This window comes from Staphylococcus sp. FSL W8-1270, assembly GCF_038007165.1.
Lineage (GTDB): Bacteria > Bacillota > Bacilli > Staphylococcales > Staphylococcaceae > Staphylococcus > Staphylococcus hominis.
The window spans coordinates 1,992,056-2,016,237 of sequence record NZ_JBBOWQ010000001.1; the positions used below are offsets into that span (position 1 = coordinate 1,992,056).

The 24,182-nt window shown below is 32.2% G+C and carries 25 protein-coding genes; 9 read left to right on the plus strand and 16 right to left on the minus strand.

Annotation, left to right across the window (positions count from 1 at the left end; translation table 11 throughout):
- Positions 1-62 precede the first annotated feature (62 nt).
- The 4 genes from argS to adhP form a co-directional block, all read right to left on the minus strand.
- The gene (argS, locus tag NSU06_RS09930) at positions 63-1,724 is read right to left on the minus strand and encodes an arginine--tRNA ligase (RefSeq protein ID WP_002448884.1); all 1,662 of its coding nucleotides are present in this window, start codon (positions 1,722-1,724) and stop codon (positions 63-65) included.
- Positions 1,721-2,137, minus strand: a complete 417-nt coding sequence (locus tag NSU06_RS09935) for a DUF1934 domain-containing protein (protein WP_002488582.1) — start codon at positions 2,135-2,137, stop codon at positions 1,721-1,723. Before NSU06_RS09935 ends, argS begins: the two co-directional genes overlap by 4 nt.
- Before the next feature lie 318 nt (positions 2,138-2,455).
- Positions 2,456-2,596, minus strand: a complete 141-nt coding sequence (locus NSU06_RS09940; RefSeq protein WP_162837134.1) for a hypothetical protein — start codon at positions 2,594-2,596, stop codon at positions 2,456-2,458.
- A gap of 180 nt (positions 2,597-2,776) precedes the next feature.
- Positions 2,777-3,787 (minus strand): alcohol dehydrogenase AdhP, encoded by a 1,011-nt coding sequence (gene adhP / locus NSU06_RS09945; RefSeq protein ID WP_340779923.1) that lies wholly within the window; start codon positions 3,785-3,787, stop codon positions 2,777-2,779.
- Between the two features lie 220 nt (positions 3,788-4,007).
- Between adhP and larA the strand changes: the two genes are divergently transcribed.
- Genes larA through larC form a run of 4 tightly spaced genes read left to right on the plus strand, consistent with a single transcriptional unit; the run spans position 4,008 to position 8,098 of the window.
- Positions 4,008-5,276 (plus strand): nickel-dependent lactate racemase, encoded by a 1,269-nt coding sequence (larA, locus tag NSU06_RS09950; RefSeq protein ID WP_002488564.1) that lies wholly within the window; start codon positions 4,008-4,010, stop codon positions 5,274-5,276.
- An 18-nt stretch (positions 5,277-5,294) separates the two neighbouring features.
- Positions 5,295-6,122 (plus strand): ATP-dependent sacrificial sulfur transferase LarE, encoded by an 828-nt coding sequence (gene larE, locus NSU06_RS09955; RefSeq protein WP_002488593.1) that lies wholly within the window; start codon positions 5,295-5,297, stop codon positions 6,120-6,122.
- A gap of 12 nt (positions 6,123-6,134) precedes the next feature.
- Positions 6,135-6,911 carry a nickel pincer cofactor biosynthesis protein LarB gene (larB, locus tag NSU06_RS09960; RefSeq protein ID WP_002488579.1) on the plus strand — a complete coding sequence of 259 codons (777 nt, stop codon included), beginning with the start codon at positions 6,135-6,137 and terminating at the stop codon, positions 6,909-6,911.
- Entirely contained in the window at positions 6,908-8,098 is a 1,191-nt protein-coding gene (gene larC / locus NSU06_RS09965) for a nickel pincer cofactor biosynthesis protein LarC (RefSeq protein ID WP_340779925.1), read from the plus strand. The genes larB and larC overlap by 4 nt, the downstream gene beginning before the upstream one ends.
- A gap of 54 nt (positions 8,099-8,152) precedes the next feature.
- Here the strand turns inward: larC and NSU06_RS09970 are convergent, their stop codons facing one another.
- The 5 genes from NSU06_RS09970 to NSU06_RS09990 all read right to left on the minus strand — a co-directional run bounded on the left by NSU06_RS09970 (position 8,153) and on the right by NSU06_RS09990 (position 12,285).
- Positions 8,153-8,659 (minus strand): YwhD family protein, encoded by a 507-nt coding sequence (locus NSU06_RS09970; RefSeq protein WP_048682982.1) that lies wholly within the window; start codon positions 8,657-8,659, stop codon positions 8,153-8,155.
- 72 nt (positions 8,660-8,731) lie between these two features.
- Positions 8,732-10,036, minus strand: coding sequence for an HD domain-containing protein (locus NSU06_RS09975; protein WP_172473780.1), 1,305 nt, complete (start codon positions 10,034-10,036; stop codon positions 8,732-8,734).
- Between the two features lie 57 nt (positions 10,037-10,093).
- A complete protein-coding gene (locus NSU06_RS09980; RefSeq protein WP_002488589.1) occupies positions 10,094-10,570 on the minus strand; it encodes a GNAT family N-acetyltransferase in 477 nt (158 codons plus the stop codon).
- A 94-nt stretch (positions 10,571-10,664) separates the two neighbouring features.
- Positions 10,665-11,201: a flavodoxin family protein gene (locus tag NSU06_RS09985; RefSeq protein ID WP_340779928.1), complete on the minus strand. Its 537-nt coding sequence runs from the start codon at positions 11,199-11,201 to the stop codon at positions 10,665-10,667.
- Positions 11,202-11,349: 148 nt separating this feature from the next.
- Complete coding sequence (locus tag NSU06_RS09990; RefSeq protein WP_002488560.1) at positions 11,350-12,285, minus strand: aldo/keto reductase; 936 nt, start codon at positions 12,283-12,285, stop codon at positions 11,350-11,352.
- Between the two features lie 156 nt (positions 12,286-12,441).
- Between NSU06_RS09990 and hypR the strand changes: the two genes are divergently transcribed.
- A complete protein-coding gene (gene hypR / locus NSU06_RS09995; RefSeq protein WP_002488600.1) occupies positions 12,442-12,882 on the plus strand; it encodes a redox-sensitive transcriptional regulator HypR in 441 nt (146 codons plus the stop codon).
- Positions 12,869-14,191 carry a hypothiocyanous acid reductase MerA gene (gene merA, locus NSU06_RS10000; RefSeq protein WP_054105300.1) on the plus strand — a complete coding sequence of 441 codons (1,323 nt, stop codon included), beginning with the start codon at positions 12,869-12,871 and terminating at the stop codon, positions 14,189-14,191. The genes hypR and merA overlap by 14 nt, the downstream gene beginning before the upstream one ends.
- A gap of 61 nt (positions 14,192-14,252) precedes the next feature.
- On the opposite strand, the gene NSU06_RS10005 is transcribed toward merA, so the two are convergent.
- The 6 genes from NSU06_RS10005 to pta all read right to left on the minus strand — a co-directional run bounded on the left by NSU06_RS10005 (position 14,253) and on the right by pta (position 20,009).
- Positions 14,253-14,594 carry a DUF1450 domain-containing protein gene (locus NSU06_RS10005; RefSeq protein ID WP_017176048.1) on the minus strand — a complete coding sequence of 114 codons (342 nt, stop codon included), beginning with the start codon at positions 14,592-14,594 and terminating at the stop codon, positions 14,253-14,255.
- A 176-nt stretch (positions 14,595-14,770) separates the two neighbouring features.
- On the minus strand, positions 14,771-15,847 hold the full coding sequence (locus NSU06_RS10010; protein WP_017176049.1) for a phosphomevalonate kinase: 1,077 nt from the start codon (positions 15,845-15,847) through the stop codon (positions 14,771-14,773).
- A 12-nt stretch (positions 15,848-15,859) separates the two neighbouring features.
- The gene (gene mvaD / locus NSU06_RS10015; protein ID WP_017176050.1) at positions 15,860-16,843 is read right to left on the minus strand and encodes a diphosphomevalonate decarboxylase; all 984 of its coding nucleotides are present in this window, start codon (positions 16,841-16,843) and stop codon (positions 15,860-15,862) included.
- 4 nt (positions 16,844-16,847) lie between these two features.
- Positions 16,848-17,771, minus strand: a complete 924-nt coding sequence (gene mvk, locus NSU06_RS10020; protein WP_048761238.1) for a mevalonate kinase — start codon at positions 17,769-17,771, stop codon at positions 16,848-16,850.
- 412 nt (positions 17,772-18,183) lie between these two features.
- Positions 18,184-19,020: a lipoate--protein ligase family protein gene (locus NSU06_RS10025; RefSeq protein ID WP_029376812.1), complete on the minus strand. Its 837-nt coding sequence runs from the start codon at positions 19,018-19,020 to the stop codon at positions 18,184-18,186.
- Positions 19,020-20,009 (minus strand): phosphate acetyltransferase, encoded by a 990-nt coding sequence (pta, locus tag NSU06_RS10030; RefSeq protein WP_002488580.1) that lies wholly within the window; start codon positions 20,007-20,009, stop codon positions 19,020-19,022. Before pta ends, NSU06_RS10025 begins: the two co-directional genes overlap by 1 nt.
- Before the next feature lie 170 nt (positions 20,010-20,179).
- Here pta and hemQ point away from each other — a divergent pair, with 170 nt between their 5' ends.
- The 3 genes from hemQ (at position 20,180) to NSU06_RS10045 (ending at position 22,616) form a co-directional block, all read left to right on the plus strand.
- Complete coding sequence (gene hemQ / locus NSU06_RS10035) at positions 20,180-20,929, plus strand: hydrogen peroxide-dependent heme synthase (protein ID WP_002455697.1); 750 nt, start codon at positions 20,180-20,182, stop codon at positions 20,927-20,929.
- A gap of 454 nt (positions 20,930-21,383) precedes the next feature.
- Complete coding sequence (locus NSU06_RS10040) at positions 21,384-22,151, plus strand: threonine/serine exporter family protein (RefSeq protein WP_002455698.1); 768 nt, start codon at positions 21,384-21,386, stop codon at positions 22,149-22,151.
- 12 nt (positions 22,152-22,163) lie between these two features.
- A complete protein-coding gene (locus tag NSU06_RS10045) occupies positions 22,164-22,616 on the plus strand; it encodes a threonine/serine exporter family protein (protein ID WP_002448879.1) in 453 nt (150 codons plus the stop codon).
- Positions 22,617-22,672: 56 nt separating this feature from the next.
- Here the strand turns inward: NSU06_RS10045 and NSU06_RS10050 are convergent, their stop codons facing one another.
- Positions 22,673-24,142: an APC family permease gene (locus tag NSU06_RS10050; protein ID WP_340779931.1), complete on the minus strand. Its 1,470-nt coding sequence runs from the start codon at positions 24,140-24,142 to the stop codon at positions 22,673-22,675.
- Positions 24,143-24,182: the final 40 nt, after the last annotated feature.

Consider the following 24,182-nt stretch of genomic DNA (forward strand, 5'->3'; position numbering starts at 1 on the left):
AAAAATAAACACCTTCACAAATAAATATTCGTAAAGGTGCTTTTAATTTAAAAGTATTTATATTACATTGATTCTGGTGCTGATACACCCACTAATGCTAATGCATTATGTAATGTAATTTTAACAGCTTCAATAAGAGCAACATGTGCTTTTGTTTTTTCAATATCATCAGATAATACCTTTTCAGCATTATAGAATTTATGGAATGCTGAAGCTAGGTCTTGAATATAATTAGTTAATCGATGTGGTGCACGACTTTCAGCAGCACTCTCAATTGTAGGCTCAAACTCTGCTACTTTCTTCAATAAATCAATCGCTTTTTCATTTGTAATGGTACTAAAATCAGCGTTTTTGTCTATTTCAATCCCTTTTTCTTTAGCTTGTTTTAAAATTGAACAAATACGTGCATGTGCATATTGTGCATAATAAATTGGATTATCTTGAGATTGCTCTTTTGCAAGTTCCAAATCAAAATCAAAGTGCGAATCAGGACTACGCATTGTTAAGAAATAGCGCGCCGCATCAATGCCTACTTCATCCATAATTTCACGTAACGTAATTGCATTACCTGTACGTTTACTCATTTTAACTTCTTCGCCATTTTGCATTAAACGAACCATTTGCATAATTTGAATTTCTAAACGATCGCTATCTACACCAAATGTTTCTAAACTTGCTTTTAAACGATTAATATAACCATGATGATCTGCACCCATTAAATCAATTAAAATATCATTGCCACGATTAATTTTATTGTAGTGATACGCTGTATCAGGTGTAAAGTACGTATAGTTACCATCTTTTTTGATTAGTACTCTATCTTTATCATCCTTAAAGTCTGACGTACGTAACCAAGTGGCACCATCTGCTTCATACGTATAGCCTAACTCATGCATTTTTTCTAATGTATTATCAATCGCACCATTTTCGTATAGTGATGTTTCACTAAACCAATTATCAAAATGAACATTGAAATCTGATAAATCTTTTTTCAATTTATCCATTTCATAATCCACACCCAGTTGTCTAAATGTTTTTAAGCGTTCTTCATCAGAGTAATCTTTCATTTCCGGATGTTTTTTGGCTAAGTCTTTACCAATTTCGACAATGTCTTTACCATTATAGCCATCTGCTGGCATTTCATGGCTTGTATCCCCTAATGCCTCAAAGAAACGTGTTTCAATTGAACGTGCTAAATTTGTAATTTGATTACCAGCATCATTAATATAATATTCACGTGTTACATCGTAACCAGCTGCAATTAAAATATTTGCTAGTGAATCACCTACAGCAGCATTTCGAGCATGTCCAATATGTAAGTCACCAGTTGGATTTGCTGATACATATTCTAATAATATTTTTTTGTTTTTTGGTTCTTCCGCATAACCAAATTTATCACCTTTTTGAATTGCTTCTGAGATGACAGCTGTTAAATATTGATTATCTAAATAAAAATTGATAAATCCCGGGCCAGCGATATCTACTTGTTTTACATTTGCTTTACTTGTATCTAAATTGTCTACAATAGCTTGAGCAATATCGCGTGGATTACGTTTAGCAATTTTAGTTAAGACCATTGCAATATTAGTAGAATAGTCTCCATTTTTAGTATCTTTAGGGATTTCAACTTTAATTTCAGGAATATCTTCTGCTAGATTTGCTTTTTTAATACTTGCTTCAATTTCTTGTATTAAAGTTTTCTTTACTTTTTCAATAATATTCATTCGCCTATCTCCTTATACTTAAGTTCATATTGATATGAGCCCATTTTTTCGTCATTTTGATGTAATTCGTATTGTATTTTTAATTTCCCACCATTTTCATTTACAAAATGTAAAATACTCTTAGTTCTTACTATTAATGGAATGCGTCCTGCTGGTATAGTATAAAGTGTTGTAGTGTCCTTACCTTCAACGAAGTGTAAGTTCATATTGATATCACCTCTACGTATCAACTTCACGCTATTGTCTTCAATTTTAATTGTTACATTAACAACTGCACTTTCAATTTGTTCTTGATATCGAATATAATCGGCATGTTTTTGTTGCCATGATCCTTGAGAAGAAAATTCAAATGTTTGTTTTTCTCCATTTTGTTTTAAGACTTGTTTCGTTTGAATGTGTATATTCTTATCCAACGTCTGACTCACCTTAATCTTTAAAATATTACACCACATTATAGCATAAATCCTATAGTGCTTGAAGTTAACAAAATTCTATCAACATTAGTTAAATAGTTATCATAAAAAAGAGAGTAAAACAAAAGTCATTTTGTGTTCATTGTCCCATTTAAGTCCTTGCCTCAACACAATTAAAAAATCTTGATATCCTATGTTTTTAATTTAATTATCTACTTCTATATAATGAAAAAGAGCCTAAGACGCTTATGTTTTAAGTCTCAGACTCGATTTTTTTCAAGTTATTATTTTTTGAATGTCACCATTAGTATCATAGTATTACTTTTTTCTTTCTAATATGTCCGTTTCTGATTCAAGTTCAACAATATCATAATGATACTTTTCTAAAAGTGTTCTATATTTATAGAAGAAAATGATGCCGAAACCGATTGATGCTACAAATAATAAGATATTTTTCATTTGTTGTCCTCTTTACTCCATAAATTAGCTATAATCTTTTAAATAATTATATCATTAAATAACATTTCTTAATAATTAAATTAGATTAACTGTACCTTATTTCCCAGAAATAAATACTTTTGCTTCACTATCTTCTCCGCATCTATGAAATAAAACCTTTATATATTTTTTATTAATATATTAGAATTTAATTACCATTCGACCTGTAATAGTTCCTTTTTCCATTTCTTCAAAAATATCATTTATTTCTTCTAATTCACGTGTTTGAACTTTAGGTATAACCTTACCTTCAGCAGCAAATTGAAATGCTTCTTTTAAGTCTTGTCGTGTTCCCACTAAAGAACCTACCACTTCGATACCATCGAGAACTAAACGAGGAATTTCTAAATCCATTTTTTCAACAGGTAAACCAACCGCTACAACACGCGCGCCAGCTTTAACAACATCTACTGCTTGATTAAATGGCGTTTTAGCTACAGCTGTAATTACTGTTGCATCAAGTCCTTTTTCATCAGTTAATTTATTAACTTCTTCAACAGCATCTTGATTTTTTGTGTTAACAACTGCATCTGCACCTAGTTCTTTCGCAAAATTTAATTTATCGTCACTAATATCAAAAGCAACCACTTTAGCGTTGAATACATTTTTCGCATATTGTAATGCTAAGTTACCTAAACCACCAATACCGAATATCCCAATCCATTGACCTGGTTGAATTTGACTTACTTTAACTGCTTTATATGTGGTTACGCCTGCACATGTAATTGAAGACGCTGCTGCTGGATCTAAAGTTTCAGGTACTTTAACTGCATAGTCTGCTGTAACAATTACTTGTTCCGCCATCGCACCATCAACTGTATAACCTGCATTTTTCACATTACGACATAAAGTTTCACGGCTTGTTGTGCAATATTCACAATGACCACAGCTTTCAAATAACCAAGCAATAGAAACGCGATCACCTACTTTTAAAGATGTCACATCATCTGCTATTTTGATTACACGTCCAATACCCTCATGTCCTAAAGTTCGACCTGTTACATCTCCGAAATCTGCATTTTTAATGTGTAAATCTGTGTGACATACACCACAATACTCTGTTTGAACTAAAGCCTCACCTGGTTCTAAGTTACGTAATTCTTTGTTTTCCACATTTACTTTATGATTATGCGTTACTACTGCTGCTTTCATGGCAAATCACTCCTTATTCAATATAATTACAACCTAACTTCATTATATGTAAATGCTTACAAAAATGGAAATATTTTACTTTTTATGATTAATTATTTAATTACTTATATTTCTATTAATTTCCTTTAATTAAAAAACGAGCATTAAATATGCTATACTTTTAATTGTAATAAACATATAATTTACTATTTATCATCATGACTTATTGGAGGGGAAAACTGTGAAAACACATGTTTTATATGGGAAATCCGAAGTTGAAGTCGAAGTGCCGGATGATAGTACAGTCATAGAACCACAAAATATCGAGGCCCTTGAAGATTATACTTCAGCAATTCAAAATGTCTTAAGACATCCTACTGGCTCAAAGCCATTAAAAGAATTAGTAAATAAGGATGATATTGTTTCAATAGTCATAAGCGATATTACACGTCCAACACCTAACCATATACTGGTCCCCCTACTCATTGAAGAATTAAATCACGTTCCTCGTGAAAATTTCGTCATTATTAATGGCACAGGAACACATCGTGATCAAACACGTGATGAATTAATTCAAATGTTAGGAGAAGATATCGTTGATTCTGTTAAAATCGTTCAGAATCACTGCAATGAAAAAGAAAATCTTACTAAAGTTGGACACAGTAAATATGGTTGCGATGCTTACTTAAATAAAGACTATGTAGCATCTGATTTTAAAATTGTTACTGGCTTTATCGAACCTCACTTCTTTGCAGGTTTTTCTGGTGGACCTAAAGGAATCATGCCTGGCATCGCTGGTCTTGAAACCATTCAAACATTTCATAATGCAAAAATGATTGGTGATCCAAGATCGACTTGGGGAAACCTAGAAGATAATCCTGTTCAAGATATGGCACGTGAAGTTAATAAAATGTGTAAACCAAACTTTATGTTAAATGTCGCTTTAAATAAAGATAAACAAATCACTGCAGCTTTTGGTGGTGATGTATTTGAAGCTCATAAAGAAGGGTGTGCATATGTTAAAGAACATGCCATGTTTAAATGTGATGATCGCTTTGATGTTGTCATTGCTTCAAATTCTGGTTATCCACTCGATCAAAATTTATATCAAACCGTTAAAGGTATGAGTGCGGCAAGTAAAGTTGTTAAAAAAGATGGGAATATTATTATGGTTTCAGAATGTGCAGATGGTTTTCCAGACCATGGTAAATTTGCTGAAATTTTCAAAATGGCTGATACACCGCAAGGTATCTTAGATTTAATTCATGATCCAAACTTTTCAGAGGTTGACCAATGGCAAGTACAAAAACAGGCAAGCATTCAAACCTTCGCAAATGTGTATGTTTACTCAGAACTTACTGACCAACAATTAAAAGATTCAATGTTAAATCCTACTTCAAATATTGAAAAAACAATTGCTGATTTAGAAGAACAGTATGGTCGTAAATTGAGTATTGGTGTAATGCCACAAGGACCCTTGACAATTCCTTATGTAGAAGATGAAGACTAATTGAAAGGATTGATAAATATGACTGAATTATTAAATAAAGAAAATACTTTAGATACATTATTAAAAGAAATGGAAAGTGTTGTTATTGCATTTTCTGGTGGCGTAGATAGTAGTTTAGTATTAAAAAAAGCCATCAATGTATTAGGTAAAGAAAATGTTAAACCCGTCGTTGTAAAATCAGAACTTTTCAGAAATGAAGAATTTAATAAAGCTATTGAATTGGGGCATGAACTAGGTATTGACGTTGTAGAAACTGAAATGGCGGAATTACAAGATGAAAATATTGTTAGAAATACACCTGAAAGTTGGTACTATAGTAAACGATTAATGTATAGCAAATTAACAGACATTAAAGAGACACTTGGTTTCAACTATGTATTAGATGGTATGATTATGGATGATTTAGAAGATTTCCGTCCTGGTTTAAAAGCAAGAGATGAATTCAAGGTACGTAGTGTACTTCAAGAAGCTAAATTATATAAAACTGAAGTTCGTGAACTTAGTAAAAAATATGATTTACCTGTTTGGAATAAACCAGCATTGTGTAGCTTAGCTTCTCGAATCCCTTATGGCGAAGCATTAAGTTTCACTAAAGTAAATAAAGTAAACGAAGCTGAAAAACATATCTTAAACTTAGGTGTCAACAATGTTCGTGTACGTTATCACCAAAATATTGCACGTATTGAAGTTTCAGAAGAAGATTTAGCTACAGTAATTAAAAATAAAGATAATATTACGTTACGTTTAAAAGAATTAGGTTTTGATTATGTAACTGTAGACTTAGAAGGTTACCGCACAGGTAGTATGAACGAAGTCATTGATACAAAAAATACTAAATTAGTATAAGGACGTACACTTATGAGTAATAATCAACATTTTATTGAAAATCTGCTCGAAGGTGTAAAATCAAACCAAATATCAATTGATGAAGCTAAAGCCCAACTTAGTCATTACGACGAATTGGGCTTTGCTAAAATTGATTTACATAGAGCAAAGCGTCAAGGTTTTCCAGAAGTTATCTTTGGACAAGGTAAAACAAAAGAACAAATTGATACTATTATAACTAGTTTATCTCGTCATCACCATGTAATTCTTGTTACACGAATTAATGAAGAAAAAGCAAATTATGTATTAGAAAAACATCCGCATTTAGAATATCATCCTGAAGCTCGCATTGTTTGTACTCCGATTGCATCGGTTCAAAAATCAAAACATTATATTTCTGTGCTTTGTGCCGGAACTTCAGACTTACCGGTTTCTGAAGAAGCAGCTATTACTGCGGAACTTATGGGCATTAATGTGAAACGTTACTATGATGTTGGTGTTTCGGGGATACATCGTTTGTTTGAACATATTCATGAAATTCGACAAGGTAAAGTAAGTATAGTCATTGCTGGAATGGAAGGTGCACTTGCAAGCGTGGTAGGCGGACTCGTAGACCATCCCGTTTACGCTGTTCCTACCAGTGTAGGTTATGGCGCTAACTTTAATGGTGTCACTACTCTTTTATCTATGGTAAATAGCTGTGCACCAGGTACCAGTGTCTTAAATATTGATAATGGATTTGGCGCAGGGTACAATGCCGCAATGATTATGAATATGTTAGAAAAAAATGAGGATGAGAGAAATATATGAGTAATGCATTATACTTAGATTGTCATGCAGGTATTGCTGGAGACATGCTCCTATCTGCGTTGGTAGACTTAGGTGCTTCACCAAACGAAATAGAACATGAACTTAAAAAATTACCTATTGATAATTTTAAGTTAAATTTTAAAAAAGAAATGAAACAAGGTATTCATGCAATGACTTTATCCATTGATTTTCATGAGTCACATCACCATCGAACAGCATCTGATATATTTAAAATGATTGATGAAAGTGATTTAGATGACAGAGTAAAAATGAGAAGTAAGTCTATTTTTGAAATGATTGGTCATGCAGAGGCAAAAATTCATGGCATGTCTATTAAAGACGTTCATTTTCATGAAGTCGGTGCCATGGATTCTATCATTGACATCGTTGGAGGGTGTATCGCTTTAGAATTACTTAATATCGATCATTTGTACTGTTCACCCATTCCTACTGGAAATGGGAAAATTAAAATAGCTCATGGTATATATCCAGTACCGGCACCTGCCACAGCAGAAATTTTAAAAGGTATACCATTAACAAACTTTGACGTTCACAGCGAACTGACTACACCGACAGGTGCAGCAATTGCTAAAAGTTTAGTGACAGAATTCGGCCCTTTTCCAGCTGCTACAATACATCATATCGGATACGGCGCAGGGACTAAAAATTTTGATTTTCCAAATATAATTAGAGCGATTCAATTTACAAATAATGAGACAAGTTATGATCAAGTACAAGTGTTAGAATGTCAAATGGATGATATGACACCAGAAACGTTAGGCCATTTTATGGATACTGCATTACAAAACGATGTATTAGACATATACTATTCTCCTATTATTATGAAAAAGAATCGACCAGCTACTCAGTTAACTATTATTTGTAAAGTTGAAGATAAATTACGTATTGAAGAGTTGATATTAAAACATACCTCATCACTTGGCGTACGTAGTTATAAAGTGAATCGTCGAATTTTAGATAGAACATTTCGTGATATTCAAACGCCATATGGAAATGTTTCAATTAAACTTTCTTTAAAAAATGGAAAAATTTTTAAAATAAAACCTGAATATGAAGATTTAAGAGTTATTAGTAAACAAACTGAACAATCTTTTCAACAGATTTATCATCATGTAATGAAATCAGTTTATCAGTTTTATAATGTTGGAGATACTTTAAAAAAATAAAAACTCGAGATACTCAGTCATTGAATATGCACTGCTGAGTGTCTCGAGTTTTTTCTAATCAAATGCCTTGAATAACGTTTCGTTTGAGTTATTCCACATCGTTTCATTATGGGATATTAAAAAATCTTTTAATACTTTTTTATTTTCTTCACCAATTTGTTCAATAATAAATTGATGTTTCATAGACTTATCCATCATATTGACATGTTCTGGCATACTCTTATAACCTCGACGAATACTTTTATTTACAAGTAAATAACATGCAGTGACGCCCGCGTAATAAGGACCATTTTCACCACGTTCAGTAGTCACCCAACATAACCAATATTCCTTAGCCTCTGGACCTTCCACTGATTCTTTATCAGTAATCCACTTTACGCCTTTTTCTACTTCCGCACGTGCATGCATACCGCCAATATCAACAAATGCTTCTTTATTTGCAACATCGATAAATACAGGTGCAATATTATCTAAACTAATCGCTCCTATATTTGTACCTTTATGACCATCTAAAGGATCATTTTTTATAATATTAAATTTAAACCCTTTATTTTCTGCCACGATGATTCCTCCAATACTTCTTTACCTTTTCACACTCGCTATTAACTAATAGCGTATATTATCATCAAATATTTAATTTAATTCATTCAATAAATTAATAATTGAACCTTTCACTTCCGAATCTTTAATATTAAGAATCATTTCTTTAGGATAGTATAGTTTATAGTCTTCTCGATTAATCCCAGTAATACTTGAAATGACTAACGATTGGCTACTAATTTCTTTAATACTACCATTTCGTCTTAACAAATGGATAGGTTGTCGATTAGAACCAGGTCGATCATAATCATATGGTAAATCTGAAAATGCTTCACTAACAAAATAATATTCCGGGTCAATGTCACCTTCAATAAATAAATCCTGTAATTCAGTAATTGTAATAATCGAACCATCAAATGGAATATACTTAAAGAGATCACGATTAATAAATCGACGCGCTAAATCACTTAAGATCTCATCTTCTTCATGTATCCATTTCTTCAAATAAAATAATACAGTTACTTCATCTAATTCTACATACTGATCAATTGTAATTGTACCTTCAAAAAATGGAATAAATTCTTTTGGATACATTTTAAATTGATAGTCTTCCTTATAAAGCTGTTTGACTCGCTTAAGACAATTATTTAATAGTACTTCTCCACCACGACTTACGGGATGAAAATAGATTTGCCAATACATTTGGTAACGACTCATAATAAAATTTTCTACAGCATGCATACCACTTTCTTTAATAAGTACTTCATCTTTTGATGGTCTCATTAATCGAAGTATACGCTCCATATCAAATGTACCATAAGATACACCGGTGAAATAAGCATCACGTTGCAAATAGTCCATACGATCAGCATCAATTTGAGATGAAATCATGGAAATGACTAATTTATTTTTATGCGTTTTATTAATAACATCGGCTACTTCCTGAGGAAAGGTCTCAGACACTCTACTTAATACTTCGTTAACCTCAGTGTTTCCAGTAATAATTTCTTGGGTAAACGCTTCGTGATCCGTATTAAATATCTTCTCAAAACTATGTGAAAACGGCCCATGACCCAAATCATGTAATAAAGCTGCACATAAAGCAAGGGGGCGATCTTTATTATTCCATGCTTCACGCCCAACAAATGATTCATCAATCATACGTCTTACAATTTCATAGACTCCTAAAGAGTGTCCAAAACGACTGTGTTCTGCAGTATGAAAGGCAAGGTATAATGTACCTAATTGCTTAATACGACGCAAGCGCTGAAATTCTTTAGTTTTAATTAAATCCCATATTAGTTGATCTTTAACATGAACATACTTATGAATTGGATCTTTAAATACTTTTTCTTCAGCTAATTTTTTAGTTACATAAGATGATTGTGTCAAGTTCATCCTCCTCTTTCATACTTGCTTTCATCAGTAGTAATATGAATTTAAGTTGATTAATTCTTATAATACTTTCTTCATTAATGCTAAATCTAATTGTTCACCATACATTTCTGGTTGATATGAACGAACTATTTCAAAACCATGATGTTGATAATAATGAATAGCTTCTTTGTTCTTATTATCAACTTCTAAAAAGACCGTATCATATTCATTTTCAAATTCATGTAATCCTTCTTCAAGTAAACTTGTTCCATAACCTTTATGTTGTACACCTGGGTGAACATAATGTGCGGCTAAGTATAATTCTTTACCATAGATAAAGTTAGCAAATCCTACAATTTCATTATTTTCTTCAACAACTAAAAAAAGTTGATCTTCTAATCGCTTTTTTAAATGGTGTTCATTATACGAAGCTGCTAATAATTCATTAATTGTTGATACTGCATAAATATTTAAATACGTATTATACCAAGCTTTTGTAGCTACATCTCTTATTGCTATAACGTCATTAGTTGTCGCTTTTCTAACTGTATACATGCTTCATTCTCCTGACATTTTATTGTAATTTAATAACAAAATTATATCATAGTATATTAATAAACGCTTTCACTCAACTTTAAGATGCATCTTATTAAGACAGTACTGCATTCCATTCCTGTGCTCTTTCTAGAGCATATACATCTTTCATAACATCTCCAGGTCTTTCTGCTATACCAATAATATAACCATTTAGTTTTGCTCCGAGAAAATCTAAACTATATTCTAACTGTTTAATGCAAGGTTTCGCTTTTACTTTCGGACAATCTCCCCCAACTAAGATTAATCTAAAATCAATGTTAGACATTTTAGTTTTAAAATCCTGATATTTAGGATCGATTAATGATTCTGACCAATGATCGATAAATGCTTTTACAGATGCTGACACACTATACCAATACACAGGTGATGCAAAAATAACTGTATCACTTTCAAGCACTTGGTCAATAATCAATTGATAATCATCTATGTATGACTCAATTTGCTTTGATTCATGTCTATAATCTCTTACAGGTTTAAAATGATATTGTGTTAAATCAATCCAATTATATTGTTTTCCTTCTAGAGCATATTGTGTTAATTGAGCAGTATTTCCTTGTGGACGACTTCCACCAAATAATACAGTAATCATGTATCTTACCTCTTTTTTAATTTATATTATTAATGTGTTTTTTCTATTTACTTATTATGTACCCCATCTTTTTACTTTTATTTATAATAAAAACTCCTACACCTATATAAACGGTGTAGGAGCCATTATTACTTTTATTTAACGTACTTTATTCAACTGGGAATAAATCATCTATTTTCTTAATTTCTTCTTCAGTCAGTTCAATATTTGCTGCTTCAATGTTTTCTACAACTTGATCAGCACGTTTCGCACCAGGAATAACAACATCAAGTGATGGACGTGTTAAGTAGAATGCTAATACAATATTAGCAATACTTGTATTATGAGTTTCAGCAATACTTGATAATTCTTTTACTCGACGTACGTTATCATTGAACACTTCTGGTTGGAAATCACGACGAGTTGCACGATGATCATCGAAAGTTTGATTTTCTTCATACTTACCAGCTAAAATACCAGAAGCTAATGGGAAATATGGTACAAAAGTAATATCATTTTCAGCTGCGTATTTCATTACTTCTTCATTTTCACGATGTAGTAAATTATATTCTAATTGAACAACATCCACATATCCGTCTTTATTCGCCTCTTTAAGTTGATCTAACGTAAAGTTTGAAACACCTATTGCTTTAATTTTTCCTTCTTTTTTAAGTTCTTGTAATGCTGCCACAGCTTCATCTTTTGGTGTATACTCATCAGGAAAATGAATGTAATACAAGTCAATATAATCCACTTGCAAGCGTTCTAAGCTCTCTTCAACTTGTTGTTTTAAATAATCAGGTTGGTTATTTTGAACAACATCGCCATTATCTTTAATAACATGTGATCCTTTAGTTGCAATTTGAACTTTTTCACGAGGATATTCCTTTACAACTTCTCCTACAAGTTCTTCTGAGCGTTTAGGTCCATAAATAAACGCAGTATCAATTAAAGTAATACCATTATCAATAGCTTTTCTAACGACATCTTTTCCTTGCTCTTCATCTAAATTGGGATATAAATTATGTCCTCCGACTGCATTTGCACCTAATGCAACTGGAAATACATGAACATCAGATTTTCCTAATTGTACAAATTCTGCCATGATATTCACCACTCCTTAAAAATGTAGTTTCTATTTATAGTTTACCCGATTAGTAATGATAAATTCATTCAGTAGTGTTTAAAACATTAAATTTGACATATGTTTTATTTTATATTTAAATGTAACTAATAAAGTTACATTTAGGAGGTGCATCATTTGAATTTAGAATTTAACATTGCCGTTCACGTACTTAGTTTTTTAGTAAAGCACGACAACCAACAATTCAGTAGTCAATCTTTAGCAAAATTAACTTGCCTCAATCCAGTTCAATTACGTAGAGTGACTACTGTTTTAAATCAATACCAGTTTATTAATACTTCCCGTGGTAAAAATGGTGGATATAGTGCAAATCATTCAACTGCTAGCATTAAACTATCAGTACTATATCGTATATTTGTGCTTGAAAAAGATAGCCAACAGCGTATTTTCACAGGTCATGAGCAGAGCGATTGTGAAATATCAAGAAACATAGCAAAGACCATGTCACACTATAATCAAAAGGAACATCGTGTTATTTTAAATTTTTATGATACCCTCACAATTAATGATGTAATTAATGATACACTTCAGGAGGATACAACATATGACACATTATAATTTAATCGTTATTGGTTTTGGTAAAGCCGGAAAAACACTTGCCAAATATGCATCATCACAAGGACAACAGGTTGCTTTAATTGAACAGTTTACAGAAAGCTATGGCGGTACATGCATAAACCATGGCTGTATTCCATCTAAAGTGCTTGTTAATGATGGTATTAAACATGTCGATTTTTCAACTGCCTTTTCAAGAAAAAAAGAAGTAGTCAAAGCATTAAATCAAAAAAACTATTTAAACTTAGAAAATGATGAAAATATTACCTTGTTAAACTTTAAAGCACAATTTAAATCTAATACAGAAGTAGAATTAATTGATGAAAATGGTAAGTTAGTTCAAATACTGACAGCAGATAAAATTTTAATTAATACAGGTGCAAAATCTAATATTCCAAATATTGAAGGTATAGACTCAGCACAAAATGTATATGATTCAAAAGGACTATTAAATATTTCTTATCAACCTAAAGAATTAGTGATTATTGGTGGAGGATATATTGCATTAGAATTTGCCTCAATGTTTCAAAGCTTTGGTACAAACGTAACTGTACTAGAATATAATAAACAATTTATGGCCAGAGAAGATCAAGAAATAGTCACACACATGATTAATGATTTTAAAGATAAAGGCGTACGTTTAATTACTAATGTTGAAACAAAAGCATTAAAAAATGAAGGTGATTTGACAACAGTTGAAACCTCACAAGGAAACTTTACTGGTGATGCAATCTTACTTGCTACAGGACGTGTACCAAATACAGATTTAGCTCTGAACAATACAGATATTGAGTTAGGCACTCACGGAGAAATAAAAGTAAACAACCATCTACAAACCTCTGTATCACATATTTATGCTGCCGGAGATGTAAAAGGTGGATTACAATTCACTTATATTTCTTTAGATGACTTTAGAATCTTGAAATCTGAATTGTTCGGTGATCGTTCACGACATACTGAAAATCGTGGTATTATCCCTTATACAGTATTTATCGATCCACCACTTTCTCGTGTTGGTATCACCGCTTCAGAAGCACAACAATTAAATTATAATTACGTTGAAAACACTTTATTTATTAATACTATACCAAAACACAAAATTAATAACGATGGTCGCGGTCTTTTCAAAGTTGTAATCAATAAAGATAATAATGAAATATTAGGTGCTACTTTATATGGTAAAGGTTCTGAAGAAATTATTAATTTAATTAAACTTGCTATCGATCAACATATTCCTTATCAAGTATTACGCGATAATATTTATACTCATCCAACAATAGCTGAATCATTTAATGACTTATTTAATATTTAATAAAAAAGCTCGTAAACCCATTTTTAAATGAGTTTACGAGCTTCTTTATCATCGATATTTATTATTTATTTGCTTTACGCTTTGCTAATTTTTCTTTTAATTTTCTATCTTGTTCTTCTTTACGACGCTTACGTTCTTCATTACGTTTTCTCAAACGTTCTTCTTCTTCAGGATCACGTGGTTTTTTTAATTGTGCAGTCACTTTTTCCATAAGTTCATCTTCAGTCAATGCAGCAAGTGGGCGATTATTAACAAAAGCAAATGTCTTACGACGACCTGGACCACAGTATGACTGACAGCCTATTTCAATTTCAGCATCAGGATCTAATTTTTCTAATTTTTTCTTTAATGATTTTAAGTTAACTGCCTGACATTCGTCACAAATCAAAAATTTATTCTTCACTTCGCTACCCACCTTTACATTATTTTCTCTCATATTGACTTCCATTCATTTATTACAACTCTAATTATTTTACTCTTTTTAATTAAAAATTCAAGCACTAAAAAAGATTTGCTATAAATAAAAAGCAAGACATATATTTTCTTAATAAAATGTCTCGCTTCATCATAATAGTAGTCTTATTGTCCGTGATATATTTTAAATTTCAAAGGTTTAATTCCCTCTTTTTCCCATACTTCATAAATAGAGTGCTTATCAACTCTATTATCGATAATTGTAATGCCACAATCTCCTCCACCAGCTCCAGAAGTTTTTGCTGCACCACCAAAACGTTCACCAATATCACATAATAATTTTAATTTTTTTGTTTCAATATCAACCGTAGCCTCTTTATCCATTTGCTGAATAATACTACGATTTTGACGAATCATTTTTTGTACACCTTTTATATTATTCGTTTTAAAAGCATAGATTAAATTTTCCACACACGTATTTGATTGATCAAGAAACTTACCATAAAAAATAGGGTCAGATTTTAAACGCTTGACTTCGCTTACTAAGTGAGGTGACGAAGCAGGAGAACCGGTCCATCCTATGAGAACTTCCATATTTTCAGGCGCTTGTAAAGGTTCTATATGAAGACCTGGCCAGTTTTTTTCTAATACTTCATCTACAGATGTTTCTTTCATTTGTTGTTTTACCCATTCGTGATCAAACGTACTATAGGCAAGCCATCCACTATAAACACTAACAGCAATATCTCCGCATGAACTTAAACTTTGTAATCTCATATTTGAAATAACCGCAAGCTTATAAATATAAAGATTGGATAACTCCATTTCATAAAATTCATTTAGAACCTTAATCACAGATACTAAAACTGCAGCACTAGAACCTAAACCATACTTTTGTCCTGATGCATCTGCAAGATTACTATCAATAGTAAGATGAAAATGTTTTAATTTTATATTACAACTTTTCGCATACTGCTCAAACACTTCAATAGCAGTAACTACATATTTGAGTTGATTGGCTGCATGTACATCTGATATTTCTATTTTATCTTCATTACGATTAAATGTGACAGGTTTATAGTGTAATGTTTTAGAATGAATCGTACCTGTGATTTCATTTGAAGCTTCAATAGCAGCCGTGACAAAACGATCTACTGCAATTAACACTGATTTATATCCAGGTTCGGTTACAGCATATTCGCCCGCTATATAAAGTTTTCCTGGCGCTTTTGCCTGAATCATTATATCTCTTCCCTACTTAATTATTTCGACTCCTGCGTGTGTAATATCACTTGTTATAATTTGATCTTTATTAAATACTTCTAAAAATTGATTCACAATCGCTTGTTGATGTTTCTTTTCTATTAGAACTTTTACATTTGGTCCTGCATCCATAGTAAAATAACAAGGTAATCCTGCTTCTCTACATTCATGTACAATTCGCATAGCTTCGTAGCTTTCTGGCACAAGATATGTAAATGGTGGCTGTGCACCTAAATTTGTTGCGTGCATTCTCAAACCGTTTGCCTCAATCACTTCACCCATTCGTTTAAAATCTTTTTGGGCAATCGCTTGTTTTGTGACTTTTAAATCTTCCTCTACATGATCTAACCAGTATTGATAAAAACGTGAAGTCTCACGAGTTAAAGACATACCTGAACGACTTGATACTTTCTTTGATTTATTGTTAATAACTACAAAAATCATAGCTAAGTCATTCTCGAAACCATCTGACTCAATTTGATGGGCGTAAGACGTTTTATCATCATGACCTTTTTCCCATTCAGCAAAACCACCATAAATACTTCTTGATGCTGATCCGGAACCACGACGAGCAAGGCGAGATAAATCTTTATCTGATAGGTTTAAATCAAGCGCTTCATTGCAAGCACCAGCTAAAGCTGCATATGCACTAGCTGAAGAAGCTAAACCGGCAGCAGTAGGTACAAAATTATCACTTTCTATGAGTGCATACGTTGAAATACCAGCTTCTTTTCGAATCATATCCATATAACGTTGAATTTTGGCGCTTTCTTTAGCGTTAACAGCTTCCTTATTTAAAATAAGTTGATCTTCTGTTAATGAAGCATCAAACGTTACACGTGTTTCTGTATAGAAACGCTCTAATGTCACTGATAAACTATTATTCATAGGAATAATTAGATCTTCATCTGCTTTTCCCCAATATTTTATTAGAGCAATATTCGTATGGGCGCGTGCTTTACCACTTTTTTTCAAAGATTTATCCTCCTAACTTTTCAATCCAAGTATGTTGTGCTCCATCTTTTTCGGCTGCTGCAACAATAGTTTTAGCAGTCACTTCTTCTTTAGTTAGAATTAACATGCTACCACCTCGTCCACCACCAGTTAATTTACCAGCTACTGCACCATGTTGTCTTCCAATTTCGAGTAAAGTTTCGATTTTATCGTGACTGACTGTCAATGTTCTTAAATCGTCTTGACATTGATTAAATATATTAGCAAGTTGATCAAAGCTATGATGGTTAATTGCATCACTAGCTAAATAAACAAGAGAGCCAATATGTTCAATGACATTCATATATGACTCATCGTTATCACATAAACGATGTACATCTTCAACTGCTTGTTTTGTAGAGCCTTTAACTCCTGTATCAATAACAACCATATAGCCATCTAAATCAAGAGACTTTAAAATTTCAACTTCTCCTTTTTGATACCAAACGGGTTGATTCGTTACAATCGTTTTTGTATCAATACCACTTGGTTTACCATGAGCAATGCGTTCAGCCCAGTCTGCATTTTCTAGTAATTCTTTATCAGATAGCGGCAATTCTAAATAATCATAACTTGCTCTTATAAAAGCTACTGCTACTGCTGCACTCGAACCTAAACCTCGAGAAGGTGGTAAATTAGCTTGAATTTTAATCAACAATGGTTCTTCAACATGTTTGCTTTCTACGAAGTGTGTAATAAGTGATTTCAAATGATCAGGTGCATCGTATAAAGGACCATCATAAACATCACTCTGAATTGCTGAATAATTACCTTTTTCTAAGCTTTCAATAAGCACTTTTACTTTTCCTGAAGTAAATGGAATGGCGATTGCTGGCTGGCCAAAAGTTACAGCATGCTCACCAATCAATATAATTTTTCCGTTAGATTCTCCATAGCCACGTCGTACCATGATCTCTCACCTTTAATATTCTTTCTAAAATGATTTCAACATTCATTAATGTTGTTTTAAAATTGAACATATTTATACATTTGTACATGTCATGTCACACATATGTTTATACTCATTTACTTCAAATCTTGCATTTGTGTTAATACATCAATAAATAGTATAAAACTTTGTCAAAAATAGTTCAAAACTTTGAAATATTTATATCCTAAAAAATGTTATAATCAACATAATTATGGTTAAATTATCGTTCTTAAATGAATCCACCTCATCTATATTACTATAAAAAATAATAAGAATGTAGCAATTTTTATATTTTTGAAGGTAAATATATACTTTAGTTGTATGATTGCATGCTAAAAAGGGAGTAAGCTAAAATTCACTTAGAATTTTTCTTACTCCCTTTTATCTTATTTTAATCTAAGGAACGATTCATTTTCTCATTACGTTCAATCATTTTATCGAAATATCCTTCATAACGTTGCCACTCATCCTCTGTAATTGGATCCATATTTAGCTGACCACCTAAGTCTTTAATCGCATAAAGTAATTGGAACATCACATCTTGAACTTTAATGTCTCGATGAAGTAATGTCTCCAAAGATGCCATACATTCTGGTTTAATATCCGGATATTTAAATTTTGTAACTTCACCTTTCAAGGCACGTTGATAAAATTCATGCATCATTTCAGCTCTTTCTTCACCAGAGCCTTCAACACATAAATAAATTTGAACTGCAATACCTCCACGTACCCGTCGTTGTGAAATACCAGCAAATTTTTTTCCATCAATACTTAAATCAAATCTTCCAGGACAATATGAATGCTCTATTTCTTTAGTATCTATATCTACATTTTCATTTTCGAACATTTTACAAATAAGTAAATACATCACTGTGAATGCTTCATCAATGGTTGTCTCAGTTTGTCCTTTAAAAATAAGCGAAATATTTAAAACACCTTGGTCTAATACAACCCCAAGACCACCAGAATTTCTAACGATTGCATTATAACCGATCTCGTCAGTTAAGTATTGAATACCGTCTTTTAAAAATGGTAAACGTGAATCATGTATACCTAAAATGACAGTGTGTTGGTGAATCCATGTTCTTACAACGTTACAAGATATATCTTTTCCTACACTTTCTGAAAACGTGTCATCAAATGCAAATGACTGCATTGGCGCTAAACCTGAAGAATGGTCTATATAGCGCCAATGAATGTCATTAAAATACTTACTTGCTAAATCCATTATTGTAATGTTTGAGCAGCAGTAATAATTGATAAGTTATAAACGTCTTCAGTAGAGCAACCACGAGATAAATCATTTACAGGTGAATTAAGACCTTGTAAAACTGGACCAATCGCTTCAAATCCACCTAAACGTTGTGCAATTTTGTATCCAATATTACCTGCTTCTAAACTTGGGAATACAAATACATTTGCGTCACCTTGAATTTTTGCTCCAGGTGCTTTTTTCTCTGCAACTGCAGGTACAATCGCAGCATCAAATTGAAATTCTCCATCAACCACTACATTATCTAAACCTTCAGATTCCACTTTTTCTTGTGCTAATTTTACTGCGTTAGCGACTTTTTCTACATCATCTGATTTAGCTGAACCTTTAGTTGAGAAACTTAACATAGCAACACGTGGGTCCATACCAAAGCTTTTTGCTGATTTTGCACTTTCTACGGCAATTTCTGCTAAATCAGAAGATTCTAATGTTGGATTGATAGCACAATCACCAAATATATATTGTTTATCTTCTTTAATCATAAAGAAGATACCAGATGTTCTAGATACGCCAGGTTTTGTTTTAATAATTTGTAAGGCAGGACGGACAGTATCTCCAGTTGAATGTGCAGCACCACTTACTAATCCATCAGCATGACCAGCGTATACTAACATTGTTCCAAAATAGTTAACATTGTTTAATAATTCTTGAGCTTGTTCTTCAGTAGCTTTACCTTTACGACGTTCTACGAAAGATTTGACTAATTCAGGTTTCAAATCACTTTTAGAAGGATCGATAATTTGAATATTAGAGATATCTAATCCTTTATCTTGAGCTAAAGTATTTACTTTTTCTTCATTACCTAATACTAAAGGTGTAACATAGTCAGTTGCTTGTAACTTTGTAGCCGCTGTTAATACTCGTTCATCTTCACCTTCCGGTAATACAATTCTAACGTTTTTTCCTGAAAGTTTTTCTTGTAATACATCTAATAAACTAGACATAATGCCCTCCTCAAATTTTTAAAATAATAGTATGTTCACCTTAATTATACTTTATTTCTTTTAATATTTCTATTTCATTAATTTGTAAACTTTTAAGTATGTGTGACAATTCTCTTTATGATAAAATTTAATTTGTATTGATAGAAAATATAGTTAAAGGAGCGATAGATATGAGTGAAGCAGCTGAAACATTAGATGGTTGGTATAGCCTTCATTTATTTTACGCTGTCGATTGGGCAACTTTTAGATTGGTGCCAGAAGATGAGCGCGAAGCAATGATTAATGAATTTAAAGTATTTATCGAAAATAAAGCCACTGCCAGAGAAAAACAAGCTGGAGATTATGCTTTATATAATATTACAGGTCAAAAAGCAGATATTTTATTATGGTATTTACGTCCAGAAATGAAAGAATTGAATGAAATTGAAAATGAATTAAATAAATTAAGAATTGCTGATTTCTTCATTCAAACTTATTCATATGTATCTGTGATTGAGTTGGGTAACTATTTAGCTGGTAAATCAGACGAAGATCCTTATGAAAATCCACATATTAAAGCAAGATTATATCCAGAATTGCCTAGAACAGAATATATTTGTTTCTATCCAATGGATAAACGTCGTAATGAAACATATAACTGGTATATGTTACCAATGGAAGACCGTAAAAAATTAATGTATAACCATGGTATGATTGGACGCAAATTCGCTGGTAAAATTAAACAATTTATTACTGGTTCAGTAGGTTTTGATGATTTTGAATGGGGCGTCACATTATTCTCAGATGATGTTCTACAATTCAAGAAAATTGTTTATGAAATGCGTTTTGATGAAACGACTGCTCGCTATGGCGACTTTGGTAGTTTCTATATCGGCCATATTTTAACTACTGATCATTTCGATCAATTTTTTGCAATTTAATATATAAATGGAGCAAAGACTAGCATAGTAAACGCCAGTCTTTGCTCCATTTTTTCAATAAATTAATATATTTATATAAGGCAATTAGTTTCCGAGATAAAGTACACTTTAAAAAAAGTGTACTTCAAGTAGTATGGTTTGGGAGAACTTCATTACTACTCTGAACATTAACAAATCGCAAAAGCGCTGTCGCTACCCAGCACAATTTTGATTTATTAACTATTATTATTTAACCGAATTGTAATGTTCTGAAACATTATTGTTATAAATCAATTGTTTTTTTACAATTGTTTTTTTACATTAAATTTTATTTTCATTAAAATATATTTACCTACTATTGAGATATAAATATGAATGTTCATCATATTATGATTGTTAAGTTTTATAATGTAAGGTAGTTATTTTCATGTACTTCTACTATAATAATGATTACATCTTAACGAATGGTGATGAAATGGAAAATATAAATAAGCAAGAACATATAGATGAAACTTTAATCAAAGACGTCGTCATGATGGCTGGACGTATATTACTTGAATCTGGTGCGGAAGGAACACGTGTAGAAGATACAATGACCCGTATTGCTCGAAAACTAGGATATCCTGAAAGCAATAGTTTCGTTACAAATACAGTCATTCAATTTACTTTACATAACGAATCTTACCCACGAATATTTAGAATTAATTCCCGTGATACTAATCTCATTAAAATTTCACAAGCAAATGAAATATCACGATTAATCACAAAAGGGGATATCTCTTTAGAAGATGCAAAAGAGCGATTAGAAAAAATATATATTGCAAAACGAGATAGTAGCTTAACATTTAAAGGGATTGCTGCTGCCATTATTGCAATTAGTTTTCTATATTTGCAAGGTGGCCAATTTATCGATGTGATTACTGCTCTACTTGCAGGTAGTATTGGATATCTGGTTGTTGAAATTCTGGATCGCCGATTACACGCACAATTTATTCCAGAATTCGTCGGATCCTTAGTTATTGGTATTATCGCAGTATTCGGTCATTGGTTAGCGCCAAGTGGTGATTTAGCTACTATTATTATTGCTGCAGTCATGCCTATTGTACCTGGAGTACTGATTACGAATGCTATACAAGATTTATTTGGCGGTCATATGATGATGTTTACCACTAAGTCTTTAGAAGCACTTGTCACCGCATTTGGTATTGGTGCCGGTGTAGGTTCGATATTAATATTAGTTTAGGAGTACGCATAAATGTTTTGGTTATTTAATTTTATATTTAGTTATACAGCTTCTCTCTTTTTCTGTGTCATCTTTGACGCTCCTAGAAAGCTGTATTTATCGTGTGGTTTTGTTGGAGCTTGTGGATGGATGGTATATATTTTATTCTACCAAGGTTTGAATATACATACGATTTATTCAAGTTTCTTCGGTAGCTTTACATTGGGTTTAATCAGTCATTACATGGCTCGTAAAAAACGTGAACCTGCAATCATTTTCATGGTTACTGGTATTATTCCATTAGTTCCTGGTGGACTTGCTTTTGATGCAACTAAAAATCTAGTCTTATTACAATTTGGTAAAGCAATCAATACAATGCTCGAAGTCACACTTATCGCTGGTGCGATTGCATTAGGATTATTATTCGCAGACCAAATTTCAAAAATCATCGTTTCTGGTTTCGCTCGGCGACGTAAACGTATATAAAAATAAAACGCGAGAGATTGTAGGTAACTAACCCTCATCTCTCGCGTTTACGTATATTATTTTTTATCTTGTATCATTTCTTTAACTTCTCGTTCTGATTGATTTAAAATCAGACGACTTAATTCATCATTATTCATATTTTTTAATTTAGGGTATCGAACTACAAAGAAAATAAGACCAATCACTAACCAACTACCCAATGCAATATATGAAGGCATTGAAAGTGAAGCCGGTGATCCTGGAACTAATAATAAAAGTAAAAAGATAAATGAAACAATAGAACCTAAAATAGCAAAGGTCTTATAAAGAGGACCATACGTGTTACTTTGTTTATTGTAACTAAATAGCTTAGCAGCAGATAAACAAGTAATAAAATAAGCAATCGATACACCTGTTGAAGACATATCAACAATCCATGTCAATGCGGTACGTCCTAACCATGGCGCAATTAAAGTAATAGCTACTAAAAAGATAATGGCTACATAGGGTGTTTTATATTTTGGATGTAATTTACTAAACGCTTTAGGCATGACACCAGCACGTCCCATTGAGAATAGTAATCGACTTGAACTCATTAAGAATCCGTTTAATCCAGTAAAAATCCCCATAATAATAGCAATCGCTAATACTCCTAAACCAATATAACCAAAAGCAGTTTGTGTTTCAGCACCTGTTAACCATAAATTTCCATTAAAGTTCGCATTATTCGTACCCAACCATCCTGTGTATAAAATCATAATGACATAAGTTAAAGCTGCCGCTAATAAACTGTATACAATCAATTTGAACGTTTTGTTTGGCGAAAAATTAAACTCTTCTGCTGTTTGTGGAATATTATCAAATCCCACATAAGCCCATGGTGCAATAGCTACAATCATAATAATGGAATTAAACCATCCAAGCTCTTTACTTGCTAAAGGTTGTAAGTTGCTTAACGAAAAGTTATTTCCGAAAAATGAACCTATAAACATAAGTACAACAACAATGACCATTGCTACACAAAAGTAATATTGGAGTGTACCAGAAACACTTGCACCACGAATTGCAATAAACATAAATACTAGTAATAATACCGTAGCAATAACTATTTCTGTTATGTAAACATCCCATCCAGCAATCGTATATAATCTTCCACTATTCAAAATGTTTGGCAGTAAAAACTTAATTAATAAACTAAATGCTGTCGCATTTAACGCTACTACACAAACATAACCGAATGTTAAGAACCACGATGAAAAGAAACTCACATATCTTCCAAAGCTTAAATAACTAAACGCGAATGCACCGCCTGACACAGGAAAACGTTCGACTAATGCACCATAACTTACAGCAATTAATATCATCAATAAAGCACCAATAACAATACCAATTGCCGAAGCAATCGGACCTGATTGTTTAATCCAATCACCGGGCAGTATGAATGCTCCCCATCCGATACACGAGCCATAAGCAATCGCCCAAACAAATTTTTCAGAGAGGTTTTGCTTTAAATCTCCTCTATCTATCTCTCGATTTTTATCATTCATAAAATAAACTCACCTCGAGTATTTAACATACCCAAAAAGG

What these genes read in the sequence shown, in the direction of transcription:
- argS (WP_002448884.1), bottom strand. Translation starts at nt 1,724, where the DNA reads ATGAATATTATTGAAAAAGTAAAGAAAACTTTAATACAAGAAATTGAA.
- NSU06_RS09940 (WP_162837134.1), bottom strand. Translation starts at nt 2,596, where the DNA reads ATGAAAAATATCTTATTATTTGTAGCATCAATCGGTTTCGGCATCATT.
- adhP (WP_340779923.1), bottom strand. Translation starts at nt 3,787, where the DNA reads ATGAAAGCAGCAGTAGTAACGCATAATCATAAAGTAAATGTGGAAAAC.
- larE (WP_002488593.1), top strand. Translation starts at nt 5,295, where the DNA reads ATGACTGAATTATTAAATAAAGAAAATACTTTAGATACATTATTAAAA.
- larB (WP_002488579.1), top strand. Translation starts at nt 6,135, where the DNA reads ATGAGTAATAATCAACATTTTATTGAAAATCTGCTCGAAGGTGTAAAA.
- larC (WP_340779925.1), top strand. Translation starts at nt 6,908, where the DNA reads ATGAGTAATGCATTATACTTAGATTGTCATGCAGGTATTGCTGGAGAC.
- NSU06_RS09975 (WP_172473780.1), bottom strand. Translation starts at nt 10,036, where the DNA reads ATGAACTTGACACAATCATCTTATGTAACTAAAAAATTAGCTGAAGAA.
- NSU06_RS09980 (WP_002488589.1), bottom strand. Translation starts at nt 10,570, where the DNA reads ATGTATACAGTTAGAAAAGCGACAACTAATGACGTTATAGCAATAAGA.
- NSU06_RS09985 (WP_340779928.1), bottom strand. Translation starts at nt 11,201, where the DNA reads ATGATTACTGTATTATTTGGTGGAAGTCGTCCACAAGGAAATACTGCT.
- NSU06_RS09990 (WP_002488560.1), bottom strand. Translation starts at nt 12,285, where the DNA reads ATGGCAGAATTTGTACAATTAGGAAAATCTGATGTTCATGTATTTCCA.
- merA (WP_054105300.1), top strand. Translation starts at nt 12,869, where the DNA reads ATGACACATTATAATTTAATCGTTATTGGTTTTGGTAAAGCCGGAAAA.
- NSU06_RS10010 (WP_017176049.1), bottom strand. Translation starts at nt 15,847, where the DNA reads ATGATTCAGGCAAAAGCGCCAGGAAAACTTTATATAGCGGGCGAATAT.
- mvk (WP_048761238.1), bottom strand. Translation starts at nt 17,771, where the DNA reads ATGGTACGACGTGGCTATGGAGAATCTAACGGAAAAATTATATTGATT.
- NSU06_RS10025 (WP_029376812.1), bottom strand. Translation starts at nt 19,020, where the DNA reads ATGGATTTAGCAAGTAAGTATTTTAATGACATTCATTGGCGCTATATA.
- pta (WP_002488580.1), bottom strand. Translation starts at nt 20,009, where the DNA reads ATGTCTAGTTTATTAGATGTATTACAAGAAAAACTTTCAGGAAAAAAC.
- hemQ (WP_002455697.1), top strand. Translation starts at nt 20,180, where the DNA reads ATGAGTGAAGCAGCTGAAACATTAGATGGTTGGTATAGCCTTCATTTA.
- NSU06_RS10040 (WP_002455698.1), top strand. Translation starts at nt 21,384, where the DNA reads ATGGAAAATATAAATAAGCAAGAACATATAGATGAAACTTTAATCAAA.
- NSU06_RS10045 (WP_002448879.1), top strand. Translation starts at nt 22,164, where the DNA reads ATGTTTTGGTTATTTAATTTTATATTTAGTTATACAGCTTCTCTCTTT.
- NSU06_RS10050 (WP_340779931.1), bottom strand. Translation starts at nt 24,142, where the DNA reads ATGAATGATAAAAATCGAGAGATAGATAGAGGAGATTTAAAGCAAAAC.